This window comes from Wolbachia endosymbiont of Onchocerca gibsoni (assembly GCF_029169405.1).
In the GTDB taxonomy this organism is placed as follows: domain Bacteria; phylum Pseudomonadota; class Alphaproteobacteria; order Rickettsiales; family Anaplasmataceae; genus Wolbachia.
In genome coordinates this window covers 458,995-481,606 of record NZ_JABUMP010000001.1, presented here as the reverse complement: position 1 = coordinate 481,606, position 22,612 = coordinate 458,995, and the positions used below count along the sequence as shown (strand labels likewise).

Annotated in this window: 13 protein-coding genes and 1 tRNA gene; 11 read left to right on the top strand and 3 right to left on the bottom strand. The window is 31.9% G+C overall.

The annotated features are described in order from the left end of the window. Positions 1-2,197: 2,197 nt before the first annotated feature. Positions 2,198-2,497 carry an NADH dehydrogenase ubiquinone Fe-S protein 4 gene (locus HSX44_RS01805; RefSeq protein ID WP_275602050.1) on the bottom strand — a complete coding sequence of 100 codons (300 nt, stop codon included), beginning with the start codon at positions 2,495-2,497 and terminating at the stop codon, positions 2,198-2,200. 152 nt (positions 2,498-2,649) lie between these two features. Between HSX44_RS01805 and HSX44_RS01800 the strand changes: the two genes are divergently transcribed. The 8 genes from HSX44_RS01800 to HSX44_RS01765 all read left to right on the top strand — a co-directional run bounded on the left by HSX44_RS01800 (position 2,650) and on the right by HSX44_RS01765 (position 11,150). Then, complete coding sequence (locus HSX44_RS01800; RefSeq protein WP_338063364.1) at positions 2,650-3,294, top strand: alpha/beta hydrolase; 645 nt, start codon at positions 2,650-2,652, stop codon at positions 3,292-3,294. A gap of 5 nt (positions 3,295-3,299) precedes the next feature. Beyond that, entirely contained in the window at positions 3,300-4,118 is an 819-nt protein-coding gene (locus HSX44_RS01795) for an SDR family oxidoreductase (protein WP_275602048.1), read from the top strand. 558 nt (positions 4,119-4,676) lie between these two features. Continuing rightward, positions 4,677-8,012, top strand: a complete 3,336-nt coding sequence (dnaE, locus tag HSX44_RS01790) for a DNA polymerase III subunit alpha (protein ID WP_275602047.1) — start codon at positions 4,677-4,679, stop codon at positions 8,010-8,012. 507 nt (positions 8,013-8,519) lie between these two features. Continuing rightward, on the top strand, positions 8,520-8,837 hold the full coding sequence (rpsF, locus tag HSX44_RS03995) for a 30S ribosomal protein S6 (protein WP_410543456.1): 318 nt from the start codon (positions 8,520-8,522) through the stop codon (positions 8,835-8,837). Continuing rightward, positions 8,837-9,112: a 30S ribosomal protein S18 gene (gene rpsR / locus HSX44_RS01780; RefSeq protein ID WP_025264144.1), complete on the top strand. Its 276-nt coding sequence runs from the start codon at positions 8,837-8,839 to the stop codon at positions 9,110-9,112. The genes rpsF and rpsR overlap by 1 nt, the downstream gene beginning before the upstream one ends. Before the next feature lie 7 nt (positions 9,113-9,119). After that, the gene (gene rplI, locus HSX44_RS01775; protein WP_275602045.1) at positions 9,120-9,680 is read left to right on the top strand and encodes a 50S ribosomal protein L9; all 561 of its coding nucleotides are present in this window, start codon (positions 9,120-9,122) and stop codon (positions 9,678-9,680) included. A 103-nt stretch (positions 9,681-9,783) separates the two neighbouring features. Beyond that, positions 9,784-11,115 carry an adenylosuccinate lyase gene (gene purB, locus HSX44_RS01770; RefSeq protein ID WP_275602413.1) on the top strand — a complete coding sequence of 444 codons (1,332 nt, stop codon included), beginning with the start codon at positions 9,784-9,786 and terminating at the stop codon, positions 11,113-11,115. Beyond that, a tRNA-Met gene (locus HSX44_RS01765) sits at positions 11,078-11,150 on the top strand. The genes purB and HSX44_RS01765 overlap by 38 nt, the downstream gene beginning before the upstream one ends. Positions 11,151-15,624: 4,474 nt before the next feature. Here HSX44_RS01765 and HSX44_RS01760 read toward each other — a convergent pair. Together HSX44_RS01760 and rpmG are read right to left on the bottom strand one after the other, a co-directional pair. Next, positions 15,625-15,900, bottom strand: a complete 276-nt coding sequence (locus tag HSX44_RS01760) for a helix-turn-helix domain-containing protein (protein WP_275602044.1) — start codon at positions 15,898-15,900, stop codon at positions 15,625-15,627. A gap of 24 nt (positions 15,901-15,924) precedes the next feature. Next, entirely contained in the window at positions 15,925-16,125 is a 201-nt protein-coding gene (rpmG, locus tag HSX44_RS01755) for a 50S ribosomal protein L33 (protein WP_275602043.1), read from the bottom strand. A 151-nt stretch (positions 16,126-16,276) separates the two neighbouring features. On the opposite strand from rpmG, the gene HSX44_RS01750 reads away from it, so the two are divergent. From HSX44_RS01750 to gatB, 3 genes are all read left to right on the top strand, one after another. After that, entirely contained in the window at positions 16,277-18,049 is a 1,773-nt protein-coding gene (locus tag HSX44_RS01750) for an Rne/Rng family ribonuclease (protein ID WP_275602042.1), read from the top strand. A gap of 87 nt (positions 18,050-18,136) precedes the next feature. After that, complete coding sequence (gene dnaK / locus HSX44_RS01745; protein ID WP_275602041.1) at positions 18,137-20,056, top strand: molecular chaperone DnaK; 1,920 nt, start codon at positions 18,137-18,139, stop codon at positions 20,054-20,056. Positions 20,057-20,352: 296 nt separating this feature from the next. Continuing rightward, positions 20,353-21,777: an Asp-tRNA(Asn)/Glu-tRNA(Gln) amidotransferase subunit GatB gene (gatB, locus tag HSX44_RS01740; protein WP_275602040.1), complete on the top strand. Its 1,425-nt coding sequence runs from the start codon at positions 20,353-20,355 to the stop codon at positions 21,775-21,777. Positions 21,778-22,612 lie beyond the last annotated feature (835 nt).

Genomic DNA, 22,612 nt, shown 5'->3' with positions numbered 1-22,612 from the left:
CTATAATTTTATATGTTACATTTATATAGGTCTGAAAAATACTAGTTTTCCCTCATTAAAAACCAGTTAATTATTATTCTAAGTTACTAAGATTTTTTATCAAATATTTAACTATTATCGATAGTGCCTCTTAGATTTAGGCTTGTACTGTTTGTAACCCAGTACTTAAAGTACTAACAGTTTCTTTATTTATATCTAGCGCTAACTTGTTAACGTTTTTTACATTATTTGCCATTTTGCTACTTTTTTCAAGTCTGTTACATACTTGTCAGTACTTATTTTAGCATAACAGATCGATATTCTCATAATCTAACCTATTGCTTTTCATTAGTCTTTTTTCTTGTATTGCTATAAGCATCATTCCTCTTCAAGGATTGAACTTTATTCTATAAATTATTATACATATAAACTACTCAAAATGTTGTTCAAAAATTTTAAACCAGCCTTCGACACTACACTACTTTCTCTTTAGGCTTATAAATACTAATTTATGATGTTTGGGTTAATGTTAAATACATGTCATGCTTCTCTATGAGGTTTAGAATTGTAATCTTGAGGAGAAACATTATTACACTTTCAAAAATCTTTCCTCTCTTTCCAAAGTGTATTTAGTCAACTTTACTAATTGATCTTGGTTGCTAAGGTTTCCCAATCACGAGTAACATTCTTCTCGTAAGATAGCTTGTTAATAAATGTCTTTAAACTCTTTCGCAATCGAGATTATTTAGAAGTTTTGCTAATTGCTTATTATGTACGCTCTGAATGAAAATTTAGGGTTTTTCATCAATTATGGAATTAATTATAACTTTAACTTTTCTAGGATCGGTTAGATTTTGAGCTACCATTTNAGTTTACGGTAATCTAGCTTATCAATTAAGTCTCTTAATTTATCTTTCTCTAAAATGTTTACTAGAACTTAAATTTAGTAATTACTCAGTTCTTTAGGAAGAATGGTTAAATATTATTCAGCTAAATCTTTTGCTAGTTCTACAAGTTGATGATAGTCTATATTTTAAATAAGTACTCTGGACTGGTTTGCTTTCAAATTAGATCAGGTGTTTTTTATCTGATTTGGTTTCAATCCTTTAATAAAAGATAAGAGTTGATCTTCATTTAAATATAGAGAAATAATTTTCAGTTTTGTTTCGTTTAATTTCTAAACTAGATTTGTAGTCAGTGATTAACAATAATCTACCAAGCCTTGAACTGGTCGTCGGTTAAGCACTTTTCTATAGAGTTTATAATTGTTTGTCATTAGTATAGTAGTGTTAGTAAGAGTTTTTAGTTGTTTACCTATAGGACATTTTGTGAGAAATTTAATAAATGCACTTACTTGATGATAATATATCATCTAGTATATTAGATAGCATATGTATATCATTTGCTGTTGCTTTTCTGCTTCTTCTGTACTGTAAGATATTATGCTTTTTACAACACTTTATCATCTCGTGAATCAATAATATTTGTTTTCTGTTCAAAAAATAGTATTTACCATTCTTATTTTGTGCTATATACTAATAAGTTCTTAGGTTTTACTGAGAAAATGCTTTCAATATGCTTTATTTAACACCACTACCAGAAGTTTCCTGGTACAAGATATGTTGAAGTTCTACATTTACTAATTTATCATTAAAATAGACAAAGGAGTTATATTACTTACACGATCTGTTTTTGCTTCCTTGAAGAAACTTTTGTATAAAATGTAATCCATGTCATACTTACTCAATTTTTTTTACCATTTATAATTGTAAATTTCAAACTTTAAATCTTCTTTCCCTTTTTCAATGCATGGTAGTAATAAAGGTGGCTAAAATGGTTTAGTGCTGTTACAGGATTCCACTAAGAGTTAGTATTTTATTACTTTTATCATACAACGATATAAAAGCAACTTTGGTAATTTTGTATGGTTTATCAATGGAGTCATCATATTTCAATATAAAAATATAATAAAAGGGTGATGATATACTACATTATTGCTCTTGGTACCCTTTGTATATATTTCTAAGGTTATTTTTAAAATTAAGTAATTTTTCCTAGAACTATCTTTAAAATGAGTTCATTTTCATTCACAAAAATCGCGCAATAAATTTACAGGTATCAGTATTATAATAAATTCTTCCTATCATCTAAGTAACTGACACTGTGGTGATACATTATGTATATAAAAGCATCCATAAGATTTAAACTACAATAAAACTTACTTTGATGTAAAATTACTTGCGTAAGATTTTGGTAACCTCCTAGTACTTTTTGGCATTTCAATTATGAATTTAACGTTGCGTTTTTTTGCATATGATATTGCTTGTTCAAGGGAATTAAACTTTAATATGATTTGGTTTTTTGGATTTTTTGAACCGACCCACCCCATCAGAGGTTCAATATAATAGGAATCTGGCTTAATTTTTAGATACCAGAAACGTGTGTTACCCAAACCAGATTGGGTTGCAGTTTTTGTTGGTTTGTAAATTTTTAAAACTGCTTTATCGTCGATATTCATAGTTTTTGTTAAATAAGTTTATAATATATACCTAAATAACCTGTTACACAAACATAATTTTCTTTTCTCATTAATAATGAGAACATTGAATATAGCTTTTACAAAAGCACAAATTAATGCTAGATAAAAGTATAAATACAAAAAGAAAAGAAATGATTGAACTTAAAGGTCCAGAAATTTGTGTAAGTGGAAACAAGAAAAATTTGATTGTTTGTTTACATGGCTGGGGATCAAGTGGTGATAACTTTGTTCATCTTGCCAAAGTTATGAGCAAGTCTTTACCTGATTCGTGTTTTGTAGCACCAAATGCTCCTTTTGAAAGAGAAATAGGTAACGGCTATCAGTGGTTTAGTTTAGAAAATCGCAGTGAAGAAGCGTTGTACAGTGGAGTCAAAAATGCCACATTAATAGTAAATCATTTTATTGATATAAAATTGAAAAAGTTTGGCCTAAAAGATACACAGCTTTCTTTAGTCGGATTTTCTCAAGGAGCTATGCTTGCGATACATACAGCTCTTACCCGCACTCAATCTTGTGCATCGGTTGTTGTATATTCTGGTAGATTTCTTTCACCTTCAAAAGTTGCACCAAACATCAAGTCAAAACCTAATATGTGTGTTATTCATGGCGATGCCGATGATATAGTATCTTTTTCTTTTCTTGACTTAACGGTTAAAGCTCTAAAGAAAAATGGAATAAATGTCGAGGGGTACCCAATTCATGGATTAGGACATATTATCAATGAAGAGGGAATAAAATTAGGTGTAGAGTTTATTAAGAAAAATTTTAAAAATTAGTTTCTATGCATTTATTTTGTTTTGGTTATGGGTATGTAGCTAAATTTTTATCAAAAATTTTACTGAGTTTAGATTGGAAAATCAGCGGTACTTCGAAGAGTCAAGATGTACAAAGCATTAATCTTTTTAATTACAAAAAAGTAAGCAAAGATATATTTCAAGACGTAACACATGTCTTAGTTTCCATTCCACCGGATGGTGATGATGTGCTAGAGAGATATGGTCATTATTTTCAAAATATTAAATGGCTTGGATATTTGTCTACAACTAGCGTCTATGGTGATCACTCTGGTAATTGGGTTACAGAAGAATCTGAAACAAAACCTGTAGAAAGCAGAGGAAAAAGCCGCCTTAAATCCGAAAAGAAATGGCTAAATAGCAAGTTACCTGTACATGTTTTTCGTTTAGCTGGAATATACGGTCCTGGCAGAAACATACTAGTTGACTTACAAGTTAATAAAGCAAGAAATGTGCAAAAAGAAGGGCATCTTTTCTCTCGTATTCACGTTGAAGATATATCTAATATTTTATTTTCTTCTATGCTGAATATAAAACCTGGGGAAATATATAACTGTGCAGACAATTTACCTGCTACTCAATCTGAGGTGGTAACATATGCAGCCAAACTTCTAAATGTTAGCGTTCCAGAGCTGATAGAAATTTCTTCTTTACCAGATTATGCACAAAGTTTTTACTTAGGATCAAAAAAAGTGAGTAATGTTAAAATTAAAAAAGATTTTAGTATCTCTCTAATTTATCCTAACTATAAGGTAGGACTGAAGAGTTTACATGTTAATGAGCTGAAGCCGCATACAATGCAATAGATAAGCCTAGAAAAGGGTTGTTTAAGTAGTTAATACTGATTTCAATTTTTCATAAAAACGTTACNTTTGCATAAAGCAGTTACTTTTATGTTCACTAACTTAAGAAACTTCCGGATCCTAATGCTTTAGTACTGAGATGACGTTTCTTGGACTTTAAAGCTATAAGTGCCTAAAAAGTTTGTTAAACAAAGAAAAAAGGTAAAAAACACTGTAATAATTAGTCACTTGCTCTCTTTTTTATAAACTTGTATTCTATATTACCTTAAGTGCCTTATAAGCATATGTTTTAGACTATGTATAGGTAAAACCTTAGAAAAGGTATAAAAATATAAGGTATACACAGTACAAAAAGTTAAATATTAAAACATAAACTACATAGTGCTTTCATCATTTAATTTACATAACTGAAAATTAAACACTTTAATTTTATAGTAAAGGAACTAGCTAAGGGTTATTAAGGAATTTTTGTTGTTACTTTGAGTAAGCTTTCGTTTCCATGAAATTATATCCTTGTAAGTAAATTAATGGTATTCTTTTATTGCTGGTTTGAAGTTTTTTATGTTCATACACTTGCGTGTTCACAGTGTTTATTCATTGCTTGAGAGTTCAGTCAAAATTGAGGAACTGATCAGCCTTTGCTTGCAATATAGAATGCCAGCAGTTGCAGTTACTGATTCAGGTAACTTATTTGGCTCACTTGAATTTGCAGAATATGCAGCAAGTAGGGGGATACAGCTAATAATAGGATGCAATATTATAGTTCGACAATCAGAACAAAATTTACCCATATTATTACTTGCAAAAAATGAGCAAGGATATACCAATTTGGTTACTTTAGTAAGTGAGTCTTTTAGAAAGCGCAAAAACAGCAACGATATTCCTTATACCGATTTTACTGAGTTATTAAGTTTAAGTTCAGGCCTGATCGCTTTAACCGGTGGATCTGATGGAATATTAGCTCAATTATTATTGAAGCAGGATAAGGAAACAGTAAAAAGACTGTTCTCAGCATTCAATGGTCATTTATATGTTGAATTGCAGCGTCATGGGCTTAATGAAAAATTAGAACTTGAAGAAGCCTTAATAGGCTTTGCTTATCAGCACAATGTACCACTTGTTGCAACCAACGACGTATTTTTTTTAAATAAATCTGACTATGAAGCTTATGATATATTAACGTGCATATCAGAGGTAAGTTATTCTTTCGAAAAGAATAGAGAAAAACCAACCACTGAGCATTATTTTAAGTCTGTAATGGAAATGAAGGAGTTATTTAGTGATATTCCTGAAGCAATTCATAACACTTTAGTGATAGCTAGGCGATGCTCTTACATGCCAAGAAGTAGGCAGCCTATTTTGCCTAAATTTCCTTGTCGAGAGAATAAAACTGAAAATGAAGAACTGAGGGAACAAGCAATTACAGGTTTAGAATTACGCATTGCAAATGAAATAGACATAAACATTGAGCAGTACTATGATCGTCTGAACTACGAACTGAGCGTGATAACTTCAATGAATTATTCTGGATATTTTCTCATAGTTTCTGATTTTATTCGTTGGAGCAAAGCAAATGGCATCCCAGTTGGTCCAGGAAGAGGTTCTGGTGCTGGATCAATTGTTGCTTGGGCATTACAGATCACAGACCTCGATCCAACAAAATTTGGTCTGATCTTTGAAAGATTTTTAAACCCTGATCGTATATCGATGCCTGACTTTGATATCGATTTTTGTCAAGAAAAGAGGGACTTAGTTATTGATTATGTACGAAAGAAGTACGGTCATGTCGCTCAAATAATCACCTTCGGGAAATTGCAGGCAAGGGCCGTACTACGAGATGTTGGGAGGGNGTTACAGATGCCTTATGCTCAAGTGGACAAAATATCTAAAATGGTTCCGTTTAATCCAGTAAACCCTGTGACTCTGTCACAAGCAATAGAACTTGATCAAAATCTGCAAAAAGAGCGAGACAGTGATGAAGTGATTGCAAAACTTCTTGATGTTTCTCTTAAGCTTGAGGGAATATATCGTCACGTTTCAACTCATGCTGCTGGAATTGTGATATGCGACCAAAAATTAGAAAACTTTGTTCCTGTTTATTACGATCCAAATTCTACTTTGCCAATCACTCAGTACAGCATGAAATATGTGGAAAAAGCTGGGCTAATAAAGTTTGATTTTCTCGGACTTAGCACATTAACACTAATAGATCATGTATGCCGTTTAATTAATCGTAATGGGGAAAAAATCAATATTTCTTCAATTTCATTAAATGATTACAGAACTTACAAAATGCTTTCAAAAGGTGATACAATCGGGGTGTTCCAGCTTGAAAGTTCTGGAATGAGAGAGGCTCTAATCAAGTTAAAACCAGACTGTATTGAAGATATTATCGCTTTAATCTCCCTTTATCGTCCAGGACCTATGGATAACATTCCAACTTACATTGCAAGAAAACACGGACTTGAAAAACCAGACTATATTCACCCTTTACTCGAAGAAGTATTAAAAGAAACGTTTGGAGTAATAATTTACCAAGAGCAAGTAATGGAAATAGCACGTATTCTCTCTGGATATAGCTTAGCTGAAGCAGATTTATTAAGGCGTGCTATGGGTAAGAAAATCAAAGAAGAGATGGATAAGCAACGTGAACTTTTTATCCAAGGAGCAATGAAAAATGCTGTTGATTATGACAGGGCAAGTTATATTTTTGATCTTGTTGCAAAATTTGCTGGTTACGGATTTAATAAATCTCATGCAGCTGCATATGCAGTGATATCTTACCAAACGGCTTACCTCAAGGCCAACTATCCATTAGAATTTTTTACAGCTTTGATGAATTTGAATATTAGCAACAGAGATAAGCTGAACTTGTTTTATCATGCTGCAAAACTTTGTGGGATTACTGTTCTTCCACCTGACGTAAATAAGTCTCAAGCTCTATTTTCAATAGAGGGTGAATATATACGCTATGGTATTGCAGCTTTGCGTAATGTTGGTTCTTCTATAGCAGAGGGAATAGTGCACACAAATTCGGGCACTTATTGGAATATATGGGAATTCATTCAAAATTCTGGACATATAATAAATAAAAGAGCACTAGAGAGCCTAATTAAGGCCGGAGCATTTGATAGTGTGCATCAAAACAGAAGGCAGCTGTACGAGTCAATAGACACATTGATTTACTTTGCAAATAAAAACAGACAACATAAGGAGTCAAATCAAGCTGGTTTGTTTGATAATCTTGATGTCCTAAAGCCGAAACTTAAAGATGTGAAAGATTTCAATAAAGAAGAAAAACTAGAGCACGAGTTATTTTCACTGGGATTTTACTTAACCGATCATCCACTTGAAAGATTTAGAACTCTTTTGAAAAAATTAAATATTGGATTTATTGGAGAGGGCAAAACGACAAAAACTGCTGGTGTAGTATTAAATGTACGTATAAGAACCTCAAAGCGTGGAAGATTTGTTATACTTACGCTCTCTGACCCATATAATGTTTCTGAAATAGCATTTTACAAAAATGAAGTAATAGAAGAGAAAAGAAGTCTATTTTCGCCAGGAACATTTGTTATAATTGATCTTGAAACTTCAGAAAATATAACAAGATTAGCAGGAAAGGATATATCTGAATTTACAGATAGAATCACTTCTATAATAAAAAGACTAATCTTAACTGGATATGCAAATTCGCAAAAAATTGCTATGGAACTAAATTCAGTGTTGAAAAGTGGTGGCAGGACCAAGATAATGTTGAAACTCTTTTTTGAAAAATACAAGGTAAACATCTTGTTGCCGGATACATATTTAATTACCCCTCAGATTGCTTATGAAATATCCAATTTAAGTTGGGTTAAAAGTATAGAGATTGATACAAATAGCTTGCCTATATAAAAAAGTCATATATAATAAAAAATTTGGTTAGCATCAAGGGAAGACATAATGGGTCTTTATGAGTTTACTTTTGTAGCGCAGCAGAGCTTGTTACAGCAAGAAGTAGAAGAGATGGTCCAAGAACTAGCTGTTTTATTAAAAAGCATTAAGATAGATGTTATTTTTCGAAAAGTCAAAAAATTTCTGGAAAATAACAAGCTTACGAAGCAAGAATTGGAAGCACGGTTTAATACCATTCAAGAAAGTTTAGTTAATTATTCCAATTTCTTGGAAAATTTTGCAAAAATTTTATGGGTCGACCTGGAAGGAGATCTTTCAAATTTGAAAGAAGTTAAATTGAAAATTGGTAAAGAGCTAAAAAGTGGGTTAAAAGATTTAGGAATAACACAAAATTTTATAAAGCTCTCGGAGGGTGGTAAGCAAGTTGCTAAGAGTATATTTATTCGTAATGTAGCAAATGCTTTAAAAGAAAGCATTTCAGAGAATTTAGCAAAGGTTCTTCAAGAGATTTTGAAAGATTGTGAAATAACAAACCTAGATCAATTAGATAAAACATTGAAAGTGATTCTAGAAAATGTTGAAGCTTCAGGATTGATAAAATATGAATATTGGGGTCTTCTAGATTTCGCATATCCAATAAATAAGATGAAGAGTGGTCATTACTGTATGATGTGCATAAGTTCTACCTCAAGTATTATGAACGAATTTATACGTAGAATAAAGCTTAATGAGAATATTATTCGCCACTTATCTGTACAAGTTGATAAATTTTCTGAAGGTAAATCTCATATGATAAATAAACAAGTTGAGGAGCAAAGTGCATAATGGTAAAAAAACGAAATAGTTTTAATGGTTCTTATCTATCTATGAATAATAGGACTGGGTTTAGACGTTCTAAAGCTTGTCCTCTTGCTACATCTAAAGATGAGGATATAGATTATAAAAATACAGATTTGTTATCTAAGTTTACTTCTGACTATGGCAGAATATTACCCAGAAGATTAACGGGTGTGTGTGCAAGAAGGCAAAGAAAACTTCGTTTAGCAATTATAAGGGCACGTTTTCTAGCTCTTGTTCCTTATTGTACTAAAAAAGCTTAGGTGATTTATGTTGGTGATTTTGAAGGAAAATATAAGAACGCTTGGTAAACTAGGTGAGATTGTAAAAGTGAAGCCTGGTTACGCACGTAATTTTCTTTTCCCACAAAAAAAGGCAGTTAAAGCTACTAGGGAGAGCATAGCAAAGCTAGAAGAGCAACGTTCCTTTTTAGAAGAGGAAAATATAAGAAAATTAAATTTAGCAAAAGAGCTGGCAGCATCTCTTATCGATAAGTTTGTAATATTAGTGAAGCAAGCTTCTGAGGATGGTAAAATTTTTGGTTCTGTAACAACAAAAGAAGTTGCAAAGTCTTTATTGCAAGGACATGAAATTGATTACCGTAAAGTATCTTTTAATGGAGTGAAGGTAAGAAATTTAGGTCAGTATCAAGTGAATATAGAGCTTCATAGTGAAGTAGTGGTACCAATCACTGTGTATGTTGTTAGATCAGAAACAGATGCACATGAGTTGAGACAGGTAAAATTGCAAAGCCAAGAGTTGCAACAACAAGAGGTTAAACAGAATTTAGGTAAAGAAACTGCTGATAGTGATAAAGTTGATCAAAGATGATTCTGGTTACGACCACAGAAAAATGCTTTTTATAACTAAATTAGTATCATTTCAGCATGTAATCTTGGTTCTTACATGCTAGAAATAAAACGGAGGTCGTTTAATGATTCCTCGCTATAGTCGTGAAGAAGTATCTGCCATCTGGAAGGAAAACAATAAGTTTAATATATGGCTTAAGATAGAAAGATTAGTATGTGAGGCTCAAGCAGAGTTAGGAGTAATTCCAAACGATGTTGCTAAAAAACTTTCTGGTGCTATCAAATTTGATATTGAACGTATTAATGAGATTGAATCCACTGTAAAACACGATGTTATAGCTTTTTTAACGTATGTTGCTGAAAAAGTAGGGGTTGACGTTCGTTACCTTCATTATGGTATGACGAGTTCTGATGTATTGGACACATGTCTTGCTGTACAGATGAAAGAATCGTGTGATGTTTTGCTCAAGAACTTAAAGAATTTACTTACAGTGTTAAAGAGAAAAGCTGAGGACTATAAAGATACTGTGTGTGTAGGACGTAGTCACGGAATGCACGCAGAGCCAACAACACTCGGGTTAAAATTTGCTAGGTTTTATGCAGAGTTTAAACGTAACTATCAAAGGCTAGTCAATGCTCAAAGAGAAGTTTCAACTTGTAAAATATCAGGTGCAGTAGGAAACTTTGCAAATATTGATCCATTTGTTGAAGAATATGTAGCAGGGAAAATGGGACTTATACCTGAAACCGTGTCATCTCAAGTAATTCCTCGCGATAGACATGCCATGTTCTTTTCAGTTTTAGGGGTAATCGCAAGCTCAATAGAAAATGTTGCCATTGAAATTCGTCATTTGCAAAGAACTGAGATTGGAGAAATTTCCGAATATTTTTCTACTGGGCAAAAAGGAAGTTCTGCTATGCCACATAAGTGTAATCCTATTTTAAGTGAAAATTTAACTGGACTTTCACGTTTAATACGTAGTTATATATTTCCTGCGTTAGAAAATGTTGCGTTATGGCACGAACGAGATATATCGCATTCGTCTGTGGAAAGATGCATTGCTCCTGACGCTTGCATAGTAATGGATTTTGCTTTGGTGCGATTAACAGATTTAGTAGATAAATTGGTGATTAATAAAGAAAATGTTGAAAAAAATTTAAATTCTTCAAAAGGCTTGATTTTCTCACAGCGCATATTACTTAAATTAGTGCAGAGTGGTCTAACAAGAGAAAAAGCATATGAAATCGTTCAAAGGAACGCAATGAAAGTGAAACGAGACAATAGTGATTTTTTGTCTGAATTAAAACAAGATAAGTCTTTACTTGAAGTTATTGACTCTGAAAAGCTTGAATCTTTATTTAACTTTGAATATTATATAAAATATATAGATCATATATATAGTAGGATTTTTAATATTAGGCTGAGTAGCTCAGTTGGCAGAGCAGGAGGATCATAATCTCTTGGTTGTGGGTTCAAATCCCTCCTCAGCCACTAGTTGTGTTTTATTAGCTTTTTTATATAAATCCACTATAATAGATTATTTTAACATCTTATATATATGACACTAACTCTATGAACTAGCCAATAAAAAAATGTTTAAAATGGCTATATTATTTAAGTAATAAGTAATTTATATTAAAAGGATAACGATGATTAATTTGAGAAAAATAGGAAAATTTATGATAATTTTCTATTTTAAAAAGCCGTCCTTCTCGTAGAGAGAGTTCTTAATTTTTTCTAAATAGAGCAAGCTTTAGGAAGCCTAATTTTTGAAATAAGTAATAACTATCTTGTTTAGTATTAGATTGTAAGCTACAAATAACTTTTCACCGTAAAAACAGAATTGGTACCAGTAAAAGAACATAGTGCTTGCAAGTTCGTCCTACACTTTTTTTTCCTTCCACCTAGCTAATAAACGAATATAGAACTTTTGCAGTATAATTCCAACTATTGTAACAGTACAAAAAAAATTGAATAAATCATCAACATTGGCTATGTTTTCAAGAGGAGCTCTAAGAATTTTTATCAGTATATTAACTGGTACTGATTCTGAAGGCTCATCCAAGTTAGCAAAGAGATTAGAGCATCTTTATTTGATCTTTACTAGTTTTAATAATACCCATACTAAGAATATTACCATAACATACCTTAATTCTAAGTACGTGTACATTGTTCTTAGCAAAAGTTAATTTCTTTCATGATTTAAGTTCTTTCTTGATAAGAGAACAGGACTATGTACAAGCTATATAATGAGTGTTGTAATATATTATGAAATAAAGAAAAACATCATGGATTATAAGAAACTTTAACTTAAATGGTAAGAGTTTTATTAATTTTTTTATTTTAAAAATAACCTCTATTCAAGTCAATAGGAAACACTATTTTAGGCAATAAAACTTGTAGAACCAGTGATTTGTAATAGAGTCTACCTGTTCTCAGTTACTTTTAGGTAATAAAAAATATTTAAAGACTTTGAGAAAAAAATCGTTTAGGATAAAAGAACTGAGTTAGCTCTCATTTTTAACTCTGGCTTCCAGACTAATTTAACACTCCTTAGAAACTTATCGAATTAATCAACACTCGTGGTAGTAAATCTATTATCTTTTCCAATAAGCATGAGTTATGNAAACCTATATTAGACTGAACTATTGAAATTCATTATTACTGAAACAATTTTCAACATGAACGGAGCATCGTATCAACAGAGAAAATTTTTTAATCTTAGGAAAGAACGTAAAGCATTCTGTATTTAAATAAAACACATTCAACAGGTATTATTGGACATAATGGGTACTGCTTCTCTACTGTTGACCTTTAAAAAAATTCCACATTTAGTTTCAGACACTGTTAGTAAAATCTTATGATACTTTAGTGCATATGTTGCTTGTTCTAATATTATAAAGGATTATCTTATCAATAGGTGTAAGGATTTATTTATTCAGTTTCTCTTTCTCCAATGATCATGATGCAGCAGCCAAAGCCTAAGAATTTAGTACAAAACATCTTGCTGATCAGGTAGCACCTTATTTTTTAAAGCTGAAAACTTGAGAGACAAATTGTGAAACCTTGAATTTAACACAGGTAACTCAGCTACATAATTATGCTGACAATTTTAGATAGCGAAAATACAATGATGAGTTCAAAGGAAGAGCTTTCGAAACAAGAGTTAATTGCCTTTGCTACATGCAACCTGTTTTTTTCTAACACATCAAGATTACATATTATACTCAGTATGAATAACACTAAAAGTAACGTAAATTATTCAATAAATATTCTTTCAAAAGACATAAACTGCAGCTTTGTATTTCGTCATGGATATGGTGATTGGTCACAAGTTTTTTTACCTTCTTATAAATGAATAATTTTTTTAAATTTTCCACTATCGTTTAAATCTTAGTTCTTTTAAAAAAGAAAATCTAGATCTGTCAGAGGATAGTATATCTATTAGTATTAAGCATGTTCTCAGACTAATGAAGCTAACCTCCTTGAGTGGAAAGTTGAATATACTTACCAACGTTCAAGCTTTTATCAATTTTCTGAGATTTGACTTTGCGATTACGCAAAAATCACAAATTAGATTAAAAGCAACGATACAAAGCTTTCATATGGATACGTGTAAGCAAAAAATTACACATTTTTTCAATGTGGCTGCAAAAGAAGTACATATAAGATAGTTTTTTAGCAAAGCAAGCTCATCCTATTATTGAAAATTTGTTTTTTTTGGATTTCATACACGATATGCTTGAGATTTGAAAACAGATATAGAACATGTTGCAAAGAGAAGTTGAATTCATCCTAGGCAAGATAGAAACGCTAGATCTTAGTTTTCACGCCTCGTCAATTTTGAACTTACCACTTCAGTAAATAAGAAGTTAAAAAAATGGTAAAAAATTATACAGTAGTCCAGATGTTTTCGCTTTCCTTTTACATTTATTGAGTAGTTCATCCGATAAATGGACTAGAATTTTTATGAAGTCCTCATTTACCTGTACTAACTTATTAGTATTCACCTAAACAAGAATTGGAAAGCTATCTACCTTACCTAGAGCTAAAAGGGTGTTNTTTTTAATTTATAAGAATTTACATTGTATTTTCCAAGCACAAGTGCATTTATCAGGTATCTTGGAAATTTGTGACAAATTTGGTAATTAAATAATTCTTCTGCCTGATCTGAAAAGGATAATTCGAAGACTATGCAAATAAGATCAATGCTACTTATAAAGTATTTTCTTTGAAATTTTGAGTAAGTGCGGATATTTCAAAAAAAATAGGCTAGTGTTAATAAAACTATTGTGAGCAATTATCTTTGCTTGTAAGTTTGGTATTTATATTTCAAAATTATCTAGACTGAAGCTATTCTAAGTGCAATATAGTGATCAAACAAGCGGCTTGATTAACGTAAATATTAATAAAAAAGTTTCATTCATAAAGAACATCTATCTTCTCACTTAGCAGCATTGTTTAGCAATGGATAATATCGATATTGATAAGATTAGGTTTGCTTAAAATACATAACTTAATTATAGAAGGTGCTAGAGAAATTTTAGTTAACAGAACTCTATGTTGATGATTGGTCTAATCAAAAAAACTTATTATTCCGAGAGTTCTAGTTGCCAGATCTACACTTTATACAGTCTAATCACCGTTGCTAAGTCTGAAAGTTCTACGTGCTAGAAATGCTCCTATTCTAGGAATGATTCTAAACTGATCACCTAGTTTCATGGATAATTTTGAAGCATAGAATTGTCATGACGGAGTAAAGGCCTTAAAGCATCAGTACTTAAACTATAGAGGATGAATAAGGAAACATCTAATGCAAATACCTCTCTCGAGTAAATTAAAGAGCCGTTTCATGGTTAAATAATGATGAATTTAAGCAAATATAATAAAAAATTATATGGTATCCTTTATAGTAACTGAACTTCCAATTGCGATTAAGAAAACTAGTGAATCACATCCATGGTGATAAAATAGTAAGTTATATCCGAATCTGATTTCCATTTAGTAAGTAAATTTGTACGCTCATGCTCACTACAGATTGTCGAAGCCATATATCAATAGAGTATAACTTTTGAGTATGTAACTTTGCAAGATTCACTCATAACCATATAGTAACTCTTTGCGAAAAGTTGAAAACTTTATGCATTTTTAAATCTATTATTTTCTGTTTTTAAAGTGCCTTTTCCTGGAACCTGAGACGTGGATGAAGGAATAGAAAATAAAAAAAAACATTCCTTTGAATGTGCTAAGGAGTTATTTACACACCGGTTCTCGCAAAATTGCTGTATTAGCCTTTAGTACAGGAGCAGCGGTATAAAAATATGCTGTCTAGAGTTTGTTGAAAAAGTTGTCAAATTAGTACTTAATATAGAATTTTAACAATCTATGACAAAGTTATGACTGGCTTTAGATAAACGGTACTTATTTTTTTCCGAACAAGCTTAAATCATATAAGGCTTTTTATGTATCTTAAAAGGATTATAACTGGAGATTTTCTTTCACTTGTTCTTACAATTACTATTGAGGCGTTTACTCATGATCACCCTTACACTGCTAATTTCTTGGTTTGCGCAGTTACAATTGTTTCTTTTTCATAGGATTCATAATATATTCATATATCTAAAAATGAACTAGTAAATATTTATTAAAAGCTTGTAGAAACATTCAGCATGTACGCGGTACTGATGTGTAATAGCAACTTTTAATGTTTATGATATGCAAGTACTGAAGATAAAATTTTTAGGGCGAAGGCTTTTAATTAGTCCTTTGTAATTTTCGGTTTATTCATTATCATCTTTTCAATAACAACTTTAGGACTTGGAGAAGCTTCTAATAATATTAGAAGCATCACCTTCACTAAGTACATCTTAATTCTAGCTTATAACTTCAAGAAGTAATGCACAGCAAAAAATAGAAAAACTATATATAGAAATTTAATTAAAGCTAAAGATAATAAAAATCTTTATTATATAGATTTAGAACTATACCTTATTTCCATATCTACATCTTGACCAAGTGCAACTAGTAAGTTAAACAGGTACTCTAAAGAAAACCCTTCGATTTTTGACTTATTAATTTGAGATACTTTAGGTTGATCAATTTTTAGAGCAGTTGCTGCTTTTTTTTGTGTTCTATATTTCTTACTTATTAGCTGTGCGATAACCTTCATTAATTTCAGTTTTGTGTCTTTTATGTCACCCAACTCTATCACTATTGGATAACTTAATTGTAAATTTTGCATGACAAAAAACTTCCTTATAGAAAACTACTTTAATTTTTCTTCCTTAAACAATACATGCTTTCTGGCTACTGGATCATATTTCCTAAACTCTAGTTTTCTAATGAGCTTTTTTGGATTACGCTTTTTTGTGTAAAAATAGCCCGTTAATTTTTCTTCACCGGTACTTGTTTTCTTAACTGCACTACTAACTAGCTTAACAAGCAAAGAAACATTCTTTTTTGCCATACTTAATACTATAATATAAGTTCCTCTTAAGTTTATTACAAGAAACACTAAAAGTCAACTATTTTGTATCNTTTGAACAGTATAGATCGTAAGATTCTTGACAATCTACAGTATATTAATAATATAGAATTAAGTTTAGAATGAAAGGCAAGTGGTAAATAATAGTAAAAGGTTACTATTGATAGAAAATTCTATCTGCTCTGATGAAGTAAGGGTTGCTTTATCAGTCAATAATAAGGTTGTAGAGTTTGAACAAGAATTTAAAGAGAAAAGGCAGTTAAGAGGAAATATATACGTTGCTCATGTAAAGCGTATAAAGCCTTCTTTGCAGGCTGTATTTATTGAATATGGGAAAAATAAGCAAGGGTTTTTATCTTTTTCCGAAATATCTCCAGATTATTTTAATATTTCAGAAAAGGAAAAGGAAGCTTTTTTTGAAAGTTGTTCAAATGGTGATTACACAGAGGAAAATAGTAGTGTATCAACGAATGTTTCTTCAGATTCTGCAGCTAATAAAAATATTAATGAATCGAGTAGTAGCTTTGTAAGGGAAGTATCTTTGTATAAGAAGTACAAGTTACAGGATGTTATTGCGGTTAATCAAAAAATATTAGTTCAACTAACTAAAGAGGAACGAGGTAATAAAGGAGCTTCATTTACAACTTACATAACTTTAGTGGGTAGATACTGTATTTTCATGCCCAATTCCATGAGCAAAGGTGGAATATCTCGCAAAATTGAAGATGCTAATATCAGAAAGCAATTAAAGGACATACTTGATTCAATAGACTTGCCAAAAAAGTCATGTTTAATAATAAGGACCGTTGGCTCAGGGAAAAGTAAAAAAGAAATTGAGCAGGATTATAATTATCTATTTTCACTGTGGCAGAACATTCAAAAAAATGCTTCCTCTACAAATGTTCCATCGTTGATTTATAACGAAGCAGACTTGATTATGAGATCTATTCGTGATTTTTGTAGCAATGATGTGGAAATTATAGTATCTGGAAAAGAAGCTTTTGAAGTAGTAAAACAATATACTGAAAATGCATTAAAGGGTAGTAAGTTACGCTATAGGCTGTATAGAGGTTTTGTTCCGATATTTACTTACTACGGAATTGAGGATCAAGTTTCTGAGCTATATAGCAATAGGGTAAAATTGCCATCTGGTGGGTCTTTAATAATAACTTTAACTGAAGCATTTGTTTCAATAGATGTAAACTCGGGGAAAATGATGGAGGAAGATAGTATAGAAGAAACAGCTTATAGAACCAATATGGAAGCAGTACCTGAAATATCAAGACAAGTGAATTTAAGGGGCTTGTCAGGGTTAATAGTAGTAGATTTTATTGGTATGTTAAAATATCAATATTGCAGAGCTGTTGAATTTGCCGTTAGGCAGGCATTTAAAGATGATAAAGCTAAAGTTCAGTTTAGCTATATAAATGACTTTGGTTTAATGGTATTTTCAAGGCAAAGGATTAAACCAAGCATACAGGAAATCAATACTATAGAATGTTTACACTGTAGGGGAGTTGGTAAAGTAAAATCAAATGAAGTAATTGTTGCATCAGTATTAAGAGAATTACAATATGTTGCTAGTAGAAACCGAAATGGATCGTTTGATTTATTGGCACATAGCTCAATTATTACACACATTTTTAATAATAAGCGTGATACAGTTTCTACGATTGAAAAAGAATTCAATATTAAATTGAACGTTAATGCTGATAATAATTTGAGTGTAGATGCATTCATTTTAAAACGAGGAGATAATGTTAATTTAAATGATTGTAAGCCACTGCAAAATTCTGGTTATAAAATCGAGGGTAGCGACAATGAGAAGGTTGATTACTCAGGTGGATTGCAAAATAACTTTTGGTTAACTAGATGGCTTTCACGTCTTTTGAGCTCTAATAGCTAACCAGAAATCTTAAGTGGGACTTGTAATTGGCAAGTTCCATACTTATATATCCTTATGTTAAGTAATATTTACAAGGGAGTATTCATTATGGGGAGAGCAATAGGTATAGATCTTGGAACAACAAATTCTTGTGTTGCAATAATGCATGGTAAAGATACGAAGGTAATAGAAAATAAAGAAGGAGCAAGAACTACTCCATCCATAGTTGCGTTTACTTCATCGGGAGAGAGACTGATTGGCGCTCCTGCAAAAAGACAAGCAACTACAAATGCAAGTAATACCTTTTTTGCTACTAAGAGGTTAATAGGCCGTCAACATAGTGATCCTGAAATAAAAAATCTAAATGTCCCATATAAAGTATTTGCAGCAAAAAATGGCGATGCATGGGTTAAAACATCTAGTAATAAAGAATACTCTCCTAGTCAAATTGGTGCATTTATACTGCAAAACATGAAAGAAGCAGCGGAAGCTTATCTTGGAGAAGAGGTAAAGGATGCTGTGATAACAGTGCCAGCATATTTTAACGACTCACAACGCCAAGCAACAAAGGATGCAGGAAAAATTGCTGGGTTAAATGTACTTAGGATAGTTAATGAGCCTACTGCTGCAGCACTTGCTTATGGTCTTGATAAAAAACATGGACACACAATAGTAGTATATGACCTTGGTGGTGGTACATTTGATGTTTCAATACTTGAAATAGGTGATGGGGTTTTTGAGGTAAAAGCAACAAACGGTGATACTCATCTTGGCGGTGAAGACTTTGATGATGCAGTAGTAAGTTATTTATTGGATGAGTTTAAAAGAAATACTGGCATTAGCTTAAGAAATGATCCGATGGCTATGCAGAGGGTCAAAGAAGCTGCGGAAAAAGCGAAAATTGAGTTATCAAGCGCAATGGAAACAGAAATAAATCTGCCGTTTATTACAGCTGATGCAAGTGGCCCAAAACATTTAAATATGAAGTTAACAAGGGCTAAACTTGAAAGTTTAGTGAATGATTTAATTAAAAAGACTATGATCCCTTGTAAAAAAGCTCTTGAAGATGCTGGTATATCTGCTAGTCAAATCGGTGAAGTGGTGCTTGTTGGTGGCATGACTCGTATGCCAAAAGTAATTGAGAAGGTTAAAGAATTCTTTGGCAAAGATCCACATAGAGGAGTAAATCCTGATGAAGTTGTGGCAATTGGGGCTGCAATACAAGCAGGAATTGTTCAAGGTGATGTAAGAGATGTGTTATTGCTTGATGTGACACCACTTTCTCTTGGTATCGAAACTTTAGGGGGAGTATTTACTCCACTTATTGAACGTAATACTACAATTCCTACTAAAAAATCTCAGATATTTTCAACTGCAGAAGATAATCAAGCTGCTGTTACTATCAAAGTGCATCAAGGTGAGAGGAAATTGGCAGCCGATAATAAGTTGCTTGGCCAATTTAGTTTAGAAGGAATACCACCTGCTCCTCGTGGAATCCCTCAGATTGAGGTGACATTCGATATAGATGCGAATGGAATAGTACACGTTTCTGCAAAAGATAAAGCTACTGGGAAAGAGCAGAAAATACGTATTCAGTCTTCAGGTGGTCTATCTGATGATGAAATAAGTCGTATGGTGAGAGAAGCTGAAGAGAAAGCACAAGAAGATGAGGAGCGTAAGAAGTTTATTGAAGTAAAAAATCAGGCAGATAATCTGATTCATCATACAGAAAAATCTTTGAAGGAATATGGTGATAAAGTTTCACCAAGCGATAAATCTGCTATTGAAAATGCAATCAATGAGTTAAAGGAAGCTAGCAAATCTAGTAACGTTAATGACACTAATTCAATACAGCAGAAGATTAATAATCTCTCTCAATTATCTATGAAGCTTGGAGAAGTTATGTATAAAGAATCTCAACAACATGGCGGAGAAAACTCTACTAGCTCATCCACATCAAATAGTGAGGAAGGAAAAGTGGTAGATTCTGATTATCAGGATATAGATAACAAAGAAGAGAATAAATAGAGGTGTGTTTGATTTTTTATCGTTCCAGTATTACCTAGTTTGGTATTTAAGTTTATCAAATAAAGAAAAAGGCGAATAGAACCTTACTCACTATCTGTTTTCAGTGTCGACGGTACTGTTTTAAACACTTTATTGTTATAGTAGAAAGAAACCGGTGGAGATTGTCAAGTAGTTTTTGCATTTTTACCTAAAATTGTAATATTCGTTTACAACATGACGATCTCAAATCATAAGTTTTATTTTGACTTTTTATGCTAATTTCACAGAATATTTAAATTATTATTTAAATCAAATGCATGGTAAAAGAGAATTGGGAGGCAGTAATAGGACTTGAGGTGCATGCTCAAGTTTCCTCTAAAACAAAGCTATTTTCTAGTTCATCAACTAAGTTTGGTACTGAGCACAATACTCAAGTTTCTCTATTTGATGCAGCAATGCCAGGTACACTACCAATACTGAATTACTACTCTATAGAACAGGTGATACGCACCGGCCTTGCACTTTCTGCAGAGATTAATAAGTGCTCTTATTTTGACCGAAAAAATTATTTTTATCCTGATTTACCGCAAGGTTACCAGATAACTCAATTTTTTGAGCCAATAGTTAAGAACGGCATAGTGTTTATTGATAGTAATGAAAAAGGAATAAGAATTGCAAGGATTCATTTAGAGCAAGATGCAGGAAAGAGCATCCATAAAAAAAGCAAAACTTACGTAGATTTAAATCGTGCAGGAGTTCCTTTAATGGAAATCGTTTCAGAGCCGGATCTTAGGTCATCTATAGAAGCTGCAGAATTTATGAAAAAATTGAGGCAGATTTTGCGTTACATTGGTTCATGTGATGGTGATATGGAAAAGGGTTCACTTCGTTGTGATGCAAATGTTTCTGTGCGCCCAAAAGGTAGTAGCACATTTGGCACTCGTTGTGAAATAAAAAACTTAAATTCAATACGCTACATTATTCAAGCTATAGAGTATGAAATACAAAGGCAAATTAAAGTTTTAGAGAATGGTGAAGAGGTAAATCAAGATGCCTTATTGTTTGATATCGCTTTAGGAAAAACAAAAGTGATGCGGAATAAAGAGGATGCAAGCGACTACAGGTATTTCCCTGAACCTGATTTATTGCCTATTGAAGTAAGCCAGGATAAAATCGACTCTATTAAGTCATCTTTACCAGAATTACCAGATCAAAAAAAACTACGATATATCAAGGAACTAGGTATCAGCGAATATGACGCGGACGTCATTATTTCTGATAAAGCAATTGCTGATTACTTTGAGGAGTTAATAAAAAAGCACGATTCAAAGCTCGCAGTTACTTGGCTAACCGTAGAACTTTTCGGTCGTTTGAATAAAGCAGGTATTGATATTACGAGCTCTCCAGTCAAAGCAAATGCCTTATCAAAACTTTTGGATTTTATCGTTGATGAAACGATATCCGCTAAACTTGGTAAGCAGGTTTTTGATATTATGTTTGAGACTGGTAAACCTGCGTCTCTTATTATAGAAGAGCAGGACTTGAAACAAATAGCTGATAAACAACAAATATCAAAAATTATCAGCAAAATCATCAATGACAACCAAGATAAGGTTCAAGAATACAAAAGCGGTAAGATAAAATTATACGGATTTTTTGTTGGAGAAGTTATGAAACTTACTAAAGGAAAAGCTAACCCTAATGTTGTGAATTTGATTTTAAGTGAAAGATTAAGTAATTAATTTCTATATTAACAACATATCTTGTAATACTTTTAAATCTATGCTCTGATATCTGTATATTGGAACATATAGGTTGATTACTTTTTTCACTATTTATTGATATTATTCACGAAATTATACAAGGTTGGAGATATCTAAAAATTACTCTACCTGGAGCATAAACCGTCGTCTTTACCTCTTGGTATTACCTATCAAGAGGTGTATTTAGGTGTTATTTTTCTACGTGTTTGGGATAAAAAAACGTCCTTATAAGTAGATTATTAACAAAAAATGGTAAATTTAGCTTAGTAAAATATTTTATTGCTTGTTTAAAAAAGCAAGAGTAGTAAAAAGTTCAATGTGAAATAAAGAATTTTATTATTACTACAAGCATTGATTTTGATCCAGTGGGATTTAACACAATATGAAGTAAGGAGAATGAGAGTAATATTAAGCAGAAAGAATCAAGGAGAGAAAATTTAGTTTATAAAGATAGATATAGAAGGTAAGTTCCTGGATATAGGCAATGCTAGAAGTGGCAGCATTTTATATAAGGTATAAGGTGGGCAAGGAAATTATCAACAAAGAATCAAAGACTTTATTAAGATGATGTTTGAGGAAGAATTATTTTAAGGTGAATAAATGATATGTTAGTCAAAAAGTTCAACTATGTTGGCGGCAATGAAACCTTTTGCAGAGCTTTTTAAAAAAGTGGAATACTGGGTTAGTACTTTAAGTGAGGTAAAAGAGGACTAAGATGAAACAAGTGGTAATCAAAAAAGAACCGAAGTGGACTGTGTGAAAGAGATGTACAAGCTACTTGTATAAAAGTAGTGAAACATTAAAAGGAATATAC